The sequence below is a fragment of the Aminipila terrae genome, assembly GCF_010120715.1.
GTDB lineage: Bacteria > Bacillota > Clostridia > Peptostreptococcales > Anaerovoracaceae > Aminipila > Aminipila terrae.
Genome location: NZ_CP047591.1, coordinates 1,362,685 through 1,379,529, shown reverse-complemented (window position 1 = coordinate 1,379,529; position 16,845 = coordinate 1,362,685). Strand labels below are relative to the sequence as shown.

12 protein-coding genes and 1 pseudogene are annotated in these 16,845 nt (G+C 38.9%); 11 read left to right on the top strand and 2 right to left on the bottom strand.

The annotated features are described in order from the left end of the window. Positions 1 to 46 precede the first annotated feature (46 nt). From Ami3637_RS06560 to Ami3637_RS06540, 6 genes are all read left to right on the top strand, one after another. Positions 47 to 994 (top strand): AEC family transporter, encoded by a 948-nt coding sequence (locus tag Ami3637_RS06560; protein ID WP_162361873.1) that lies wholly within the window; start codon positions 47 to 49, stop codon positions 992 to 994. A 160-nt stretch (positions 995 to 1,154) separates the two neighbouring features. Then, positions 1,155 to 1,277, top strand: a complete 123-nt coding sequence (locus Ami3637_RS17860) for a hypothetical protein (RefSeq protein WP_279286694.1) — start codon at positions 1,155 to 1,157, stop codon at positions 1,275 to 1,277. Next, entirely contained in the window at positions 1,274 to 1,816 is a 543-nt protein-coding gene (locus Ami3637_RS06555; protein ID WP_162361872.1) for an ECF-type riboflavin transporter substrate-binding protein, read from the top strand. Before Ami3637_RS17860 ends, Ami3637_RS06555 begins: the two co-directional genes overlap by 4 nt. 4 nt (positions 1,817 to 1,820) lie before the next feature. Then, positions 1,821 to 3,521 carry an ABC transporter ATP-binding protein gene (locus Ami3637_RS06550; RefSeq protein ID WP_243158121.1) on the top strand — a complete coding sequence of 567 codons (1,701 nt, stop codon included), beginning with the start codon at positions 1,821 to 1,823 and terminating at the stop codon, positions 3,519 to 3,521. Then, positions 3,514 to 4,344 (top strand): energy-coupling factor transporter transmembrane component T family protein, encoded by an 831-nt coding sequence (locus Ami3637_RS06545; RefSeq protein ID WP_162361871.1) that lies wholly within the window; start codon positions 3,514 to 3,516, stop codon positions 4,342 to 4,344. The genes Ami3637_RS06550 and Ami3637_RS06545 overlap by 8 nt, the downstream gene beginning before the upstream one ends. 109 nt (positions 4,345 to 4,453) lie before the next feature. Continuing rightward, on the top strand, positions 4,454 to 5,758 hold the full coding sequence (locus Ami3637_RS06540; RefSeq protein WP_162361870.1) for a ClC family H(+)/Cl(-) exchange transporter: 1,305 nt from the start codon (positions 4,454 to 4,456) through the stop codon (positions 5,756 to 5,758). Between the two features lie 106 nt (positions 5,759 to 5,864). On the opposite strand, the gene Ami3637_RS06535 is transcribed toward Ami3637_RS06540, so the two are convergent. Next, a complete protein-coding gene (locus Ami3637_RS06535; protein WP_162361869.1) occupies positions 5,865 to 8,972 on the bottom strand; it encodes an S-layer homology domain-containing protein in 3,108 nt (1,035 codons plus the stop codon). Between the two features lie 83 nt (positions 8,973 to 9,055). Then, positions 9,056 to 10,180: an acyltransferase gene (locus tag Ami3637_RS06530; protein WP_162361868.1), complete on the bottom strand. Its 1,125-nt coding sequence runs from the start codon at positions 10,178 to 10,180 to the stop codon at positions 9,056 to 9,058. A 338-nt stretch (positions 10,181 to 10,518) separates the two neighbouring features. Between Ami3637_RS06530 and Ami3637_RS19080 the strand changes: the two are divergent. The 5 genes and pseudogenes from Ami3637_RS19080 to Ami3637_RS06505 all read left to right on the top strand — a co-directional run bounded on the left by Ami3637_RS19080 (position 10,519) and on the right by Ami3637_RS06505 (position 16,645). Beyond that, a pseudogene (locus Ami3637_RS19080) lies at positions 10,519 to 11,810 on the top strand (sodium:solute symporter family transporter). 44 nt (positions 11,811 to 11,854) lie between these two features. Further along, positions 11,855 to 11,989 carry a hypothetical protein gene (locus tag Ami3637_RS17855; RefSeq protein WP_279286693.1) on the top strand — a complete coding sequence of 45 codons (135 nt, stop codon included), beginning with the start codon at positions 11,855 to 11,857 and terminating at the stop codon, positions 11,987 to 11,989. A gap of 163 nt (positions 11,990 to 12,152) precedes the next feature. After that, positions 12,153 to 14,534 (top strand): S-layer homology domain-containing protein, encoded by a 2,382-nt coding sequence (locus Ami3637_RS06515; protein ID WP_162361866.1) that lies wholly within the window; start codon positions 12,153 to 12,155, stop codon positions 14,532 to 14,534. A gap of 84 nt (positions 14,535 to 14,618) precedes the next feature. Beyond that, positions 14,619 to 15,230 (top strand): S-layer homology domain-containing protein, encoded by a 612-nt coding sequence (locus Ami3637_RS06510; RefSeq protein WP_162361865.1) that lies wholly within the window; start codon positions 14,619 to 14,621, stop codon positions 15,228 to 15,230. 20 nt (positions 15,231 to 15,250) lie between these two features. Beyond that, positions 15,251 to 16,645 carry an S-layer homology domain-containing protein gene (locus Ami3637_RS06505; RefSeq protein WP_162361864.1) on the top strand — a complete coding sequence of 465 codons (1,395 nt, stop codon included), beginning with the start codon at positions 15,251 to 15,253 and terminating at the stop codon, positions 16,643 to 16,645. The last annotated feature ends 200 nt before the right edge of the window (positions 16,646 to 16,845 follow it).

Sequence of the window (16,845 nt, the reverse complement as noted above, 5' to 3'; positions counted from 1 at the left end):
GTGGCAGCCCTTCATTGTGGTTCCTGAAGGGGGGAATACAGGCAGAATGTACGGACGTTTTTTGGTACTGTTCGCTTTGATGATAACCGGATATATACTGGCTAAGAAGAAAATTTTTGATAGTAATACGACTCATGCCATTAATCGGTTTATCGTTTATTTTGCTTATCCGTGTCTCTTGGTAGAAAAAATCAGTGCTTTAAAAATGGAAACCAGCACTTTTATTAACTTTATTATCGTATTAATCCTATCTACCATACTGTTTTACCTAGGGTATGGTATAGCCTATCTATATGGAAGAGCAAGAAAATTTCCCCGGGAAAATGCCAATGTGGCAGAGTTTGCTATGGCCAGCCCTAACGACGGGTTTATGGGGTTTCCCATTGCCTTGCTATTTTTCGGAGATATGGGTCTTTTGTTCATGCTTGCCCATAATTCTGCTTTAAATCTTTATTTTTTCACTCTGGGGATTAGTATGATGAAGAGAAATAAAGACGAAAAGAAAAAAATCAGCTTTGGCAGTATTTTTAAAGCAGGGGCCCACCTTATTATGAATCCCAACATTGTAGCCTTAATCGCAGGCTTAATACTATGCAGTGCAGGTGTAAAACTGCCAGTGCCTTTTGAGGATTATCTCTTATATATAGGCAATGTGGCTACTCCCATGGCTATGATTTACATAGGAACTTCCCTTGCAAAGAGTAATTTTATGGAGATTATAAAAAATAAAAGGATTATTGAATGCTGTCTGATGAAGTTAATCTGGCTGCCATTAATAACCTATGGGATTATGATTTTTCTGCCCGTAAGCAACATCATTAAGATTACGTGTATATTGGGAAGTTGTTTCCCTACAGCCGCAACAGTACCCATGTTGGCAGAACAGGAACAGCAGGACTCACGGCTTGGCAGTGAAATCCTGTTTTTGAGTACTATATTTTCAGTAGTAACTATTCCTATGACAATCCAGCTGATTAAACTGTTTATCAAGTAAGCAGCCTTAAGAAGAGTGTGGTAATATTAGAAATTTACTGGAATTTGACTATTGTGAATGGTATACTTGTTTTGGATAAATAAAGTGGAAAACATTGGATAAATATCAGATAAAATGTCTGATTATTATACAGAATATTTAATTTGAGGAGGAAATTAATATGGCAGGTATTAAAGGATTTTTTAGTTCAGTGGCGACTATGCAGGGTATGGTTGCTGTGGTAATTGCAGTGGTACTTTGTACAATCATTTTTTCTTTGGTAAAAAGTTTGGAAAGCCAATGAGTACCAAGACTGTAGTGGCAATTGGTATTGGGGCAGCTCTTTATGCGGCACTTTCATTTATTGAAATCCCAGTAGGACCAAATACAGGGTTCAGATTAGCTATTGCTGTAATCTCTATATTCGGAGCATTTTTCGGACCAACGGCAGGATTCCTTGTGGGATTTTTAGGACATGCTTTACACGACGCTTTCTTTTACGGAAGTGTATGGTGGAGCTGGGTATTCATGTCAGCTATGCTGGGGTTCTTCGGCGGATTTGTCCAGCTAGATAAGAAGTTTGATCCCCTTGGAGGTGTCTGCAACAAATTAAATATGCTTAGTATGTACATATGGTCTGCAGTTGGTATGGTAGCAGGAAGTATTCTGGCATATTTCGGGGATGTTTATCTTTATGGTGAACCGGCAGAAAAGTTGTTTATACAAATTACTTTAGCAAATATTTGTAACCTTGTAGTAATATTTGTTATTGGTATCCCGGCTGTGGCTTTAATTGCTAAAAGCAGATCAAAGAGTAAAGGACTAGTAAAGGAAGAAGAATAATAACATGAGCATTATTTCTTTTAAAAATTTCTCATTTAAATATAATAATTTAAACGAAAACACGCTGACTGATATAAGCTTTGAAATCCAACCAGGTGAAAAAGTATTAATAACTGGAAAAAGCGGAAGCGGTAAATCAACCATAGCCCATTGTATCAATGGGCTTATTCCGTTTAATTACAAGGGCGACATGACAGGAGAAATTCTTGTGGATGGAGAAGTACCTTCAAAAAGCTCGCTGTTTGAAATGGGCAGCCATGTAGGCACCATATTGCAGGATCAGGACTGCCAGTTTGTAGGCCTGTCTGCAGGAGAAGATGTGGCTTTTGCTTTTGAAAACGACTGTATTCCCACAGAGCAGATGAGAGAGCTGGTGGATCGTGCTCTTGAGCAGGTGGATATGCTGAAACAGAAGCGTATTACGCCCCAAAGCCTTTCAGGAGGACAGAAACAGAAGGTGGCTATAGCAGGAATCCTTGCCATGCAGGCACCTATTCTGTTGTTTGATGAGCCTTTGGCAAATCTGGATCCCGCCAGTGGAAAAAAGGCCATGGAAACCATTAATCTGCTCCATGAAAAGCAGGGTAAAACCATTGTGGTTATCGAGCATCGTATCGAAGATGTCCTTGAACACAATTTTGACCGTGTAATAGTCATAGAAGCTGGAAGGATTGCATTTGATGGCACACCGGATGAAATTCTGGCATGTGGACAACTGCCCCAGATGGGACTGAGACAGCCATTATATGTGGAAATGTTAAAACTTTGTGGGGCCGAACTGAAAACAGAAGACAAAATATCTGATTTAGGTAACACATTAAAGTTTAAGGATTTGGTGGTTAATCGGTTTATGTCAGATGCTTTCAAAAAAAAGCAAAATACGGAAGAAGAAATATTAAGTCTGAAAGGCATCTGTTATAAGTATTATAAAGATGACCCTTATACTATAAAAAATATAACTTTTGATGTGAAAAAAGGTGAAATGCTTGCTATTGTGGGGAATAATGGGGCAGGCAAATCAACCTTGCTGAAAACCATCTCTGGTATAGCAAAATATCAGGAAGGCTCCATGTATTACCTGGGAGAATGCATAGACAAATGGTCTGCGGGAAAACGTGCGTCAGCTATCGGTTTTGTCATGCAGAACCCCAATCATATGATAACGAAAAATATTATTTTTGATGAGGTGGCATTTGGCCCGAGGAATTTTGGTGTAAGCGAAGAAGAAGTGAAGAAGAGAGCGGAGAATGCACTGAAAATTTGTGGGCTATATGCTTTCAGAAACTGGCCGGCATCTTCTCTCAGCTATGGACAGAGAAAACGCCTGACCATTGCCTCCATCCTTGCTATGGGACCAAAGGTAATTATTCTGGATGAGCCTACAGCTGGACAGGATTATACAAGCTATAAAGAATTTATGACTTATCTGTCTAAAATCAGGGAAAACGGCACAGCTGTCATCATTATTACCCATGATATGCACCTGGCTTTGGAATATGCGGACAGAGCCGTAGTATTGTCTGAAGGCACGGTAATCGCACAGGATACCATGGATAAAATATTATCGGACAATCAGTTGATTGAACGTGCCAGCTTAAAGCATACGTCCATTGAAAGTATGGGAAGGCTTTATGAGGTTGAAGATTTAAGCGGATTTATAGCGTATTTTACCCATCGGATTACAGGAGGTGAAGTGCATGACTAAGAGTGGCTCTTTATATATTGAAAGGGACTCGGTATTTCATCAAATGGACGGAAGTATTAAGTTACTCATGCTGGTTGGCTGGACTGCTTTTGTTTTTGCATTTATGGACATTCGTATATTTGCGGCTATACTGGTTCTGGGTCTGATTATGCTCAAAGTATCAAAACTTCCAAACAAGGCAATCTGGCCCTTTTTTGTGTTTATCATTGTATTTACTATTTTTAATTCTGCCTTTCTTGTGGCGGTGACCCCTGCATATGGGTCCAAACTCACGGGAACATATACAGAATTGTTTACTCTGTTCGGAGTTTATACAGTGACTTTTGAAACTATATTTTACTGCATTACACTTACCCTGAAATACATATGTATTTTACCTATAACCATTTTATTTGTTTTTACTACTCATCCCAGCAGTTTCGCGGGAAGTATAAACAGGCTGGGTATTTCTTATAAGGTGGCTTATGCCGTTAGTATTGCCCTTCGTTATATACCAGACGTTAAGGCTGAAGTAGACCATATTATAGCTGCTCAGGAAGCAAGAGGCGTTGCCTTTAAGAAAGGGGATGCCGGGGCATTTGTAAGACTGAAGAACTATGGGAATGTTATGATTCCTCTGTTGATGTCTTCTTTCAGCAGGATTGAGTCAGTTTCCAATGCCATGGACTTAAGAGGCTTTGGAAAGGGGAAAAAGAGGACCTGGTATCACAGGAAACCTCTTTCAACAATGGATTTTATTTTTGCAGTGTTATCTGTAGCAGCACTGCTGGCAGGTATAGGTATAAAGGCGGGAGTTGGAGCTGTTTTCTGGTATCCGTTTTAAGGTTTTCTTTATTAATATATGATGAACTTAGGCCTATTTGGTATACCTTCACAGGGAATGAAGGATATATAAAATAGGTCTATAATTTTGGAATGAATGAGGAAGTAATATGTATTTTGTTCACAAGACTATTAAGGCAATAGGCCAGTTTAAAACTTTTAAATATACCTTAATGTTAAAGGGCGCGTTGGTGGGAGCGTTAACAGGGATTCTGATTGTTTTCTTCCGCCTGAGTGTACAGAAAATATGGGAAATAAATGAACAAATTATGGGATATGCACATAAGAATCTTCTTTTTCTGTTCGTATGGATATTTATTCTAATATTTATTTCACTTGCAATTTCTTTTCTGCTTAAATTGGAACCTATGATTTCTGGAAGTGGAATACCTCAGGTAAAGGCTGATATGGGAGGAGAGCTTTCATTGAAATGGTGGAAAGTGATAATTTGTAAATTTACGGGATGTGTATTAGCTTTAGGAGGTGGATTAAGTTTAGGCAGAGAGGGTCCAAGTGTACTCCTTGGTAGTATGGTCGGAAAGGGCTTTTGCCATATAACAAAACGAACCAAATCAGAAGAAGGGTTTCTAATGACCTGTGGTGCTGGTGCAGGTCTGACGGCAGCTTTCAATGCACCTGTTGCCGGGGCTATATTCTGCCTGGAGGAAATGAACAGAAATTTTTCGGAGAAGACTCTGCTTACCGCTATGGCATCCACCATCACAGCAGATTTTATAGCCAGTTATGTCTTTGGATTAAAGCCAATTTTTACTTTAAAAGTTGGAGGGGGAATCCCCCTTAAGTACTATTGGCTTTTTATAGCTTTGGGTGTTCTGTTGGGAATATTCGGAGTTATATTTAATAAATGTCTGGATAAGTTTCAGAATATATATAAACAGCCTTTCATGAAACGTTTAAAAACTAGTATCCCTTTTATTATGGTATTTGTGCTAAGCTTTCTATATCCAGTTGCACTGGGCTCTGGTGGTCATCTGGTAGAAGATGTGACCACGGGAAAGCTTCTTATCAGTGGCATGTGCCTTTTGTTTATAATTAAATTTCTGTTCTTTATGTTTTGTTTTGGTTCTGGGGCTCCAGGAGGAATATTTATGCCTCTATTGGTCTTTGGAGCTATCTTAGGAAGCATATTTGGAGAAATTTCAGGGACTTGTTTTGGATTTGGCAGTATATATATCGGAGAATTTGTAATCGTTGGAATGGCTGGTTATTTTGCTGCTGTAGTACGTGCACCCATAACCGGGATTATATTAATTAGTGAGATGACTGGGACCTTATCCCATTTACTGGCGTTGTCACTAGTTTCCCTGGTAGCCTATTTTACTGCAGATATATTAAAAGCAAAACCTGTCTACGATCAGCTGCTGGATAGAATAGTGGGAGACCTGAAAGGTTAGAGCAGAAATTGAAAAATTAATTAGTATCTAAAATATAAAAAGGTTCATGCTGTCATGAACCTTTTTATATAGATTTAAAATTCTTAATTAAGCTAAAGTGCTTATTTTATACAGGCATTGTACCGTCTTTTAGCAAACCGTTAAATGTTGAAGTGGCAGCTTCAAGGCTTGATTTTGCATCGTCAACATCCTTTTGGGATGCCTGTTTTGCCTGATAAACGCTGTTTGCACTGTTTATTGCATCTGTAAAGTTTTTAAACTCCTGAGAGGTTACCCATTTGGAGCCAACAGGAACTTCGGACGCAGATTCTTTCATACGGATATTTGTAAGGGCATTGTTAGCAGTATCTATTGCTGACTTTAAATTATTTTTATCAGCCATATAACCTGGGAGCTTAGCGGCGTTAAAAGTTTCTACCGCTTTATTCAGTGCATCTGCCCTAGAAGATACTTCACTGGAAGTAGAGATAGAATCTTTATTAGCTTTTGCAGCTGATATTGCATTATTTAATCCATCTAAAACACCTTGGGTAACCCACTTTTTTGATGGAGAAACATCATAGCCATCTGTGCTGATAGCCACACTTCTTGTGACTGCTTCTGCATCTGATATGGCTAAATCTAAAGCAGAGGTATTTATCCTGAATTTAGTGCCTGTTTTTTGGCTTGTGTTGAAAGTGGTTACTGCAGTATTTAAAGTATTGGCTGCAGTTTGGGCATCTGCCGTGGTTGAAACGGTATTTCGAGCATTTGAGGCATCCGTAATAGCTTTATCCAGAGCGTTCCACTGATCTTGTGTAACCCATTTAATTCCTTCAAAAACATCTGAACCATTGGCACTTATCTTAATATCCCCTCGGGCATTTTTGGCATTGGTTATGGCAGTGTCCAGTGCACTTAAATCTATATTCCTTAATACCGTAAAAGTTGCGCTGGCAGACCCCATATACGTTCCAGAACTGTTTTTAAACCTACTTGAAGCAATAGAAACAGTATAATTATGGCCTGCTGTTAAAGGAGAACCAGAAGTAGGAGTAAGTACTATGCTGGAACTTCCTATACTTGAGCTGAAAGAAATATTTGAACCAGAGGTATTATCTCTTAAAGTTACATTACTTGAAACATAATATGTATCAAGGTTCGAGCCCGAAGTATTATATATGTTAGTAGAAAAGCTCAATGTAATCTTTGAATCTAAAGGAACATTGGAAGCACCACTTGCCGGACTGAAACTTACAGTAGGAGCTGAAGGGGATGCCGTAGTCCAGGTTACACTGTAAGAACCAATGCTGGTACCATCTGATTTAGTTTTAAATTTCCTTGATGGAACTTCCAGATAATACTTCTGACCTTCTTTAAGTGAAGATTTAGGGTCAATGGTAATCTTTTTATTGGAAGAATTAATGCTTCCTCTAAAAGAGACGTTTCTGCCGCTAGAACTGTCTTCCTTAAATATAATATTTTGTTCTATATAAGAATCACTGATAGAACTGGAACTTCCACTATAAGTCTGAACCGCTTCAGAAAATGTAATAGTTGGATCAACAGAACAACTTACATCTGTTGCTTTTGATTTAGGACTAAAGCTTACGATATCGTCAGAATCATCTCCGGTAGTAAAATATGTAGTCTGTGAAGCATTGTAATTGTTTTTACTGTATAAAAATTCTTTACTTGGAATCACCACATAGTATTTCGTGTCATCATCTAAATCTTTATCCGGAGTAAGAGTAATTACTTTTTTACTGCTGTTAATACTGCCAGAGAAGGACACCTTACTTCCTGATGATGAATTTCTTCGAATAGAAACCATATCAGGAATGTCAGAATTTCTGATAGTAGAGCCATCGTACTGTGTGACAGAATTTTTAAAAGTAAGGGTGATTTCTGTATTTACCTTAACTTTTGTAGCCTTATTCTTAGGATCTATTGTGATTTCTAAATCAGAATTGGAATTATCGTAATCTGGTGATGAAATACCTGAACCCATTTTTAAATATTTTGGCTTGGTCTCATAAGTAATACCGCTTGAATTGGCATTCATGGTGTTAATGTTACCAGATCCTTTGAAGGCAACACTGGCATTAACATTGGCTGTACCAATGTTGGACTTACTGTCTACATTGATATCACTGCTTCTGCCGGAACTGGTTACATTAAAAGTATTAATAGAGCCAGATTCGATATCCACATCCGCAGAAGAACCTGTCACATTCACTTTGCTGAAACTGCCTCGTAAAGTTGTTTTAGCAGAACCTTTTATATCTACTTCATTAAATCCAACACCATATAATCCTCCGGATAAACTGGAAGTTTCAAGCGTTGCCGTATTTCCCGCAGTGGTCTTGTTAATAGTTGTCTGGCCTTTTGCAAGAAGTCTCACAGCAGAAGAACTTTTTTCTACATAAGCATTTGCAACTCTGGAATTGGTCACGGTAATTGTGTTCTGACCTCCACCATAAACATATAAAGTTCCAAGTACCACACAATTTGTTAACTCAGCTTCTCCGTCACCCAGATCTGAATCCATTGTAACGTTATTTGAGTATATACGGCCTGATAAGGTGGTGCCTTTACTTTTTATTGTGGCACTTGATGAAACAATGTTTTCTTTGTCCAGAATACTGCAAAGAATCTTTGCGGTCATAGCTCTTGTCAGGGAATCCTGAGGATGATATTTCCCATCATCATAAGCTCCCATGTAACCTTTTCCGTTAATTCTGGCAACCGCATCCGTTGCCCAGTTGGAAATGGAATTTCTGTCGTTAAAGGAAGATACGCTGCCAGTAGTACCATAGGTAGGCACAAATCTGGAAATCATAGCAGCAGCTTCTTCTCTGGTTACCGCATTGTTTGGACGGAAGGTGTTATCATCATAGCCTCCTACGAATGTAGCTGAAATCCCTTTTGCTACATCATTGTAGAACCATTCATTATATGGTACGTCCGAGAAGCCCACACTGGTGGTACCCGTGTTACCAAGAGCCTTGTTCACCATACTGGTAAATTCTGCCCTGGTGACCGGACTGTCAGGCCTAAATGTCCCGTCAGGATAACCCTTTACAAATCCTGCAGAAACAGCTTTGTTAATATAGGATTCGGCCCAATGCCCCCGTATGTCCTTAAAGGTTGCACCGTACACGGTAGATGGAACAGAAATTAAAGGAACAACTAGAATTATTGCTAAAAAAAATGCAAATACTTTCTTCGTCAAATTAGTATAGACGACTCTCATAAAAAAATTCCCCCCTTTTGATACACGATAAAGTTGTAATCACATGTTAAGCTATTGATATATTAGCACCTCGCAGTGCGGAAAACAAGTTGAATAATTCGAATAACAAGCCAGTAAATCTGCATTAAAATTATACTGACAATCAGGCTGATGATAAAAATTATAAAGGCGTTTTGGGGCAGTGACCAAGCAGATTTTGCAGGCAGCAGGATAGCTGCACGGCGGCATTGATCAATGATAAAAGGATGAACCAGATATACTGCCAGCATGTATTTGGGAAGCTGGTCCGCCAGTGGACGGAGAGGTTTCCACAACTTTATAAATCCAAGTTTTGCTGCTATCAGAAATACAGCGAAACTCATAAAAAATACTGTGGGTGAATAGTTACTGAAATAGATTAAGTTTGGTTCATTAAACCCAAACATGGGATTCAGTGACCAGGTTTCCTGATAGGTAAATCTTAAAGAAAATACTCCCAGTATGAATAAAAAAGCTGAAATACGCCAGCCGGGAGTATAGATGCTTAAAAGATAACCAGCTACAAAATATCCTATATATCCTAGGAAAAAGGACAGCGATAATTTATCTAAAATCATATGAAGGATAGAAATATGCCACAAATCCTCATTTAATTTTGTTACAGAGGTAATTAAAACGCAAAGTACTACAAAATAAATCAGCTGTGATTTAGAGGCCTGTGCTGTGATATGCTTTATCAGTGGGGTTATCAGATAAAGACCTGCAAGCATATACAGGTACCACATATGATAATGTCCCTGAGCAAAATAATACCAGAATTTAGTCCAGTTTATAGCATTCCAGCTGTGAGAGAAACCATATTTTATTATATGTTCAAAAAAACCCTGCTCTGCCAGAGAATAAAAGAATGACCAGAATAGAAAAATAGCAATCAGTTTTGGCAGATACTTTTTAAATATAGTCTCCAGAGAAATATTCTTCTCTGGCCGTAATAAAAAGGCACCGCTAAGCATGACGAATATTGGAACACCAACTCTGGATAAGGCACCAAACTTCACCCCCTGCTGCCATAGCAGATATTCTTCTACAGAGGCAGGAGCTTTATTGATATATTGTACAGAAAGATGCAGCATAACGATTAAGTATGCTGCCAGTATGCGTAAAATGTCGTAATTAATAAGTCTTTCAGGTGAATGTTTCCTTTCCATTAATGCCCCATATTTTATGCTGTGTTCAACCCAATATCTGGGTATTACTACTATTATAATGTCCAATAAAGAGCAGGGCAATATATATAAACAATTTAACATCAAAACTTAATATAAAACCATATATATCATTGTGATAAAATACAAAAACTGTTGCAAAAATTGTCGAAATATCATAATATGACATAATACAGTATGTAACCCTGGTTTATGGCAGATAAGGACTGGTAAGCCGAATAAGGGAAGTAGGGTGCAAAGATCGCACAGAGTAGGAGTTATAACTTATTTTAATCCGGAAGACCGGAACGTAGGATTGTAGTTTAGGAGGAAAACTTAATATGACACAGTTAATTACGACGATTTCACTGATAGTGTTTGTTGTCATCATGCTTGCTATAGGCATGATAAGCACTAAAAAGGCAAGCAGCGTGGAAGGGTTTTTACTGGGTGGCCGGAGTATGGGGCCCTGGCTGTCCGCTTTTTCTTATGGGACCACTTACTTTTCTGCTGTTATTTTTATTGGATATGCTGGCATGCATGGATGGAATATCGGTTTGGGAAGTATGTGGATAGGCATCGGGAATTCTGTTTTGGGATGTTGGCTGGCGTGGAAAGTTATGGCAAAGAGAACCAGAGATATGACCAGAAAACTGGGAGCTAGGACCATGCCGGAGTTTTTTGCTGCCAGATATGATTCAAAGGGGATGAAAGTATTTTCTGCTCTTATCATCTTTGTTTTTCTGATTCCGTATTCAGCATCTGTCTATAAAGGACTTGGCACCATGTTCAGTGCTATTTACCAAGGGGCAGATCCTGCAATCTGCATGCTTTTAGTAGCCGTGCTCACAGGAATCTATCTGGTTTTAGGGGGTATGTTGCTACGGCGCTTAATGATCTTGTACAGGGAATTATTATGATAGCAGGGCTTGCAGCCATGATTATAATTCTTGTTAACAGGCCTGAGGTGGGTGGCATCACGCAGATTATACCAAAACTATCGGCGATAAATCATCAGCTTGTGGATTTGACAGGAGGAAACAGTAAAGCTTTCTTAATGACCAATATCATGCTGACCAGTTTTGGAGTATGGGGCCTGCCACAGATGATTACTAAATATTATGCCATAAAAGATGAGAGCAGCATCAAAAGTGCCACGGTGATTTCCACATTGTTTGCGCTCTTTATTGGTGCAGGGGCCTATTTTGCAGGTTCACTTTCACGACTGTTTCTTGCAGCCACTAAAGATGGAATGCCTGATGTATCAGGAGGCTTTGACGGGGTAATGCCTACCTTGTTAATTAAAGCACTGACTTCCAATGTATTTTCCATCGTGGTTTTAAGCGTTATCATGTTACTGCTTTTATCCGCTTCCATGTCCACTCTTTCGGCTATAGTACTTTCGTCCAGCTCTGCCGTATCGGTAGATCTGATTGGAGAAGTTAAGCCAGATATAAAGGATAAGCATCAAATGATTATTATGAGAGTACTATGTGTTTTATTTATAAGTTTCTCATATATCTTTGCCACAATGAATATATCTTTTATTGTCAATCTTATGTCCTTTTCCTGGGGAGTTGTAGCCGGATCTTTTATAGGGCCGTTTCTCTGGGGATATATTCGGATAAAATAACCAGAGCAGGAGCATGGACAGGCCTGCTGAGCGGGATCGCTGTAGTGGGCGGAGTTATGGTTTTCTTTTGCAGTACTTCCGGGTTTGCAGCAGCTAAAGAGCTTTCTCCTCAAATCGGTGTTGCAGCCATGGTTGTTTCCATTATCAGTGTACCTATAGTAAGTAAATTTACAAAATAAAGTAATACAAGCTGCCTTTTCAGGCAGCTTTTTTTAATGGTGGACAGTGCCTGTAACAGGATATATAATGAAATTATGTATATTTTTATCCCGTACATAATTTTCAAATGGAACAAATGAGATAACTCTAACGTCAGAGAGATGAGAAGAGGAGGTTAATAAAGTGGTTAAAAAAAGAGTGCTGGCGATAATGCTTTCAGCTGTAATGGTATTTACAATGAACGTCAGCTTCGCATCAGCAGGTACTGATAAATTTACGGATATTAATGGACACTGGGGACAGTCCATTATTAATGAGGCCGCTTCCCTAGGAGTTGTAGGAGGATATCCGGAAGGCTATTTTCTGCCGGATAATCTCATGAAGAGGGAAGAGTTTTATAAACTCATTACAAATGTACTTACGGTTACTCCCAATACTTCAAATACGGTAGTGACATTTAAAGATGTAAACCCTATTGAATGGTATGTCCCTACTATTAAAACCGCTGTTGCGGCGGGGATAACCAAAGGATATGAAGATGGTAGCTTTGGAATTGGGCAAATGATTTCCAGGCAGGAAGCAGCAAAGGTAGTAGCTACTGTTATTTCTACTAATAACCTGGATACCTCCAAGAGTGCTGCAACCGTAAAAGATGCGGCACTTATCGGGGACTGGGCACTGCCTTATGTCAATATCATGTTTCAGAAAGGCTATATGCAGGGCGACGACCAGGGCAACTTTAGGCCTACCATGGCACTGACAAGAGCGGAAGCTGCAACCTTACTTTTAAACGTTAAAAAGAAAGAAACTGTTATAAAGGGACCAGGGACTGTAGCTGTCACAACAACTCCTGCCATTACTGTACCAACAGGAAATGCAGGATGCCAAAGGACACATTCGGTTACTGCCGGAGCGTTTACCGTAGGAACTGGCACAGCAAAAGATCCTTATGAAGTTTCTTCAGAAGAACAACTAAATCACATTAGAGTACATATGAGTGAAGGCGGATATTATAAATTAACCAAGGATATAAAGATAACGAAAGATTTCGCTACTACCGTCCCAAATGTTGCCACAAGTACACCGAATTGGAGTGAAGGAAATTTTGAACCGATTGGGACAGAAGGAAATCCTTTTGTGGGCAATTTTGACGGAAATGGACACAGTATCAGCGGCCTGAACATAACTGGAACGGCTAAGGGAAAAGACACTGGCAATATAGCTGGATATGCAGGACTTTTTGGGTATGTAGATGCTAAGAGTACCATCGATGGACTAACAATAGAAAAGTCAACAATAAAAGGTTCTATATATGTAGGAGGAATAGGTGGCTACAATAAAGGATTCATTACTAATTGCGCACTGGGTGAAGACAGTACTGTGACAGGAATGGTAAATACAGGAGGAATTTGTGGGTATTCTACACAAACCCTAAAAAGTAATATCAACAAGGGAAGTGTTACAGGAACTGATACAAATACTGGAGGAATTGTTGGATCAATGGACTTGGCCGGAGATGCATTATATGGCTGTGTAAATAAAGGAATAGTAAAAGGTAAAGCAAGAACCGGCGGTATAATTGGATATATTCCAGCTTCAACAGCTACCATTAATATGGATAAGTGCAGCAATTCAGGAAAAGTAAGCAGTACAGCAGATTATGCAGGTGGTGTGATTGGTCAGGTAGATGGATCTTCCTATGGTGCTTATGTAACAAATTGCTCTAATACTGGAGAACTTTCTGGCGAAGGTTCCAATGGTGGTGTGATTGGATATGCCAAGGGAGATAAAACCAGAATAACAGATTGTTACAACAATGGAGAGATAAATGGTAACAATTCAGGAGGAATAGTTGGTAATAATGAAGGGGATGTTGAAAAATGCTGCAATAAAGGAAAGATTATAGCAACCTCAGAAGCCGGAGGAATAGTGGCTTACCAGACAACAGGAGAAGGACACATTCAAAAATGTTATAATGACGGAAACGTTACCGCAAATTCTAATGCGGGAGGTATTGCAGGCTTAAGTAAAGATAAGATTTTTAATGTTTATAATACTGGAAAAATTAACGCTACTAATACTGCAGGAGGGCTTGTTGGATGGAACTACGGAGCAATCCAGCGTTCATACAATGCGGGAGATGTAGATGGAAGCAATGGCATAGGATCCTTAATAGGAAGGAACAGAGCAAAACTTACTAATTGTTTCTGGCTTACAGGAACGAATAGTAAAGATATAGGATATGAAGATTCAGGCTCATCAAAGAGCACCGTAATGCTCCTTTCAAAAGAGCAGCTTTCTGGACAGTTAAAGGTCAAACTGGATAATGGATTTCAACTCTTGACAAATTATCTAAACGGTAAAGATGGTTCAGAAGTGTGGAAATACACTTATAAAGTACAGCAGCCAGCTACCAGTGAAAGTTCATCAGTAATTTCTGATGGAGGAGGGATTGTTCCTCCGATTTCAATGTCAACAACAGATGAGAAAGGCAATGTTATCACTTCATTAGACCTACAGTCTGCTTATATCTACCCAGAGTTGATTGACCGACAAAAACAGTAATTTTGTAATGTCTACGTAATGGACTTAATCAGATACTTTGATATAATATAATTGGTAAATTAACAAATACAGGAGGAGATTGAGATGATTAGAAAAAAAATAGCGGTATTAGCAATATCGGCAGTATTGGTTGTGGGTAGTGGTATCACTGCATTTGCAGATACTACCAGCTGGAATTCGTATAACATATATCCAAAGGATGTTATGAATACAACTCTACTTACACCAGTGAAATTTTTAATGGATAAAAAGATTATTACTGGTGATCAGGACGGACTATTTCACCCTGAAAAGAATATTTCCCGAGCAGAGTTTGCTACTATGATGGCAAAAGCTACAAATAATACCAATGAACTTGATGTAATTGCAAAGAAAGTTTATTATAACGACCTAAATGGTTACGACTGGGCAAAAGGTTATATAAACGCATGTGCAAAGGCTAATCTGATACAGGGTGTGGGAGAACAGAAATTTGCTCCGAGTAAGAGTGTATCTTACGCAGAAGTGATTACGATTATAATAAGGAGTAAGAATCCATCCGCTGTTACTACGGGTACATGGCCGGATAACTATATACAATATGCCATAATGAATATGAATAGTATGATTGGAGATCGTAACATAACAGACTGGTCAGCACCGGCAACAAAAGGTGATGTGGCAACAATGCTGTATAGAAGCATGCCGAAAAATTAATATGGGGGTAAAAAAGAAAAATGAAAAATATATTCAAGACAATTTCCTTAATGTTAGTACTTATGATAATGGCAACATCAACTGCCTTCGCAGCAACTATTCCTACTGATATCTCAGGAACAAATTGTGAAGAAGCAGTTAAGGCTTTAGTGGAGGCAGGAGCCATCACAGGGGATACGGATGGACAATTTCATCCGGAAGACAGTTTAACCAGAGCACAGGCGTGCATTATCATAGTAAAGACTATAGATCCGCCAGCATCTCTAGTCAATGGGACTGCTACACAGTCGGCATCCAAGGCAGGTTTTACCGACTTAAAAGGCTATAACTGGGCAGCAGGATATATTGCTTATGCAGTAGAGCATGGTATCGTTAAGGGGTATCCGGATGGAACTTTTAAACCTGGGGTGAAGGTAAGCTCAAACGAAATGCTTACAATGGCTCTTAGAGCAGCAGGGTATACTGAAGATAAGATTGGCCCCAATTGGCCGGCTGACTATATAGCAAAAGCCAAAGAAGTAGGGGTATTAAAGGGAATAGACGAAACATACCCTGAAAATGCTACTAAGGGAATGGCTGCCCAAATGACATACAATCAGATGAAAGAATTGAAAGCAATGGCTCCAACTATTTCTGACAATCCACAGGGCACTGAAAAGGATAAGCCGGAGGGACTTCCATCAACAAGTGGAATGACGTTTACAACTGGAAGTTTTGACAGTAATTTAACTTCTTTTGCTGGAAAAACTATTTCCAAGAGTGTAAAGATTTATACCTTTGGGGCAAAGAAAGATTACAATAAAGATATGAAATTCCCAGATAAGGCAGATGCTTTCAGACTAGACACGGTGTATAAATTTAAGGACGTTAAAACAGCAGCATGGTATCTTGTAGAGGGTGATCAGATAACAAAGATGATTTTACCTAGAGACACTGGTTTTAGCGGTAATGTGTATGGCGTTATTAATGGAAATGTTACAGATTCCAATGCGAAAGGAGAAGCTGTAACAGGATTTGAAACATTAACGGCAACAAAAGCTATTACATGGTTTGGTAAGAAAGGACTTTCTGTACCGACTTTCAATTCTGGAGATGGACAATTATATGAATTAAAAACTTCAGACGGAGAGGTTCAGAATGTGGCAACAACTGATGGGGCTAATGGCAAGGTATTTAAGGAACTCACAACAGGCAAGTCATGGACAGCTGTCGCCGAATATACAGATAATGTAATAAAAACAGCCAACGGAAGTCTTATCTCTGTAAAACGTAACGCCTCCATATACGTCTGGGACGATAAAAAAGATGAATATAAATCAGGAAGCCTTTCAAGCATAAGAGAAGGTAAAGAAGTCAGGGCGTATGATGTCAGTGACGATGACACAACAGAGGCTGATGTAGTGATTGTAAAATAAGCTAAAATCTTAATGGCAGCATCAAATAATTGCTAAGTATTAATTTGGTAAACATTTCAGAGCAGGCAATTAGGATGCTGCTTTTTCTATATCAGATATATTACATGAAACGTTAACACTCTTGTAATATTGTTGTAATGGACTTATCTAATTTTTTTGCTATAATATCAGTATACCGAAAATGTGCAGTTAATAAGCAT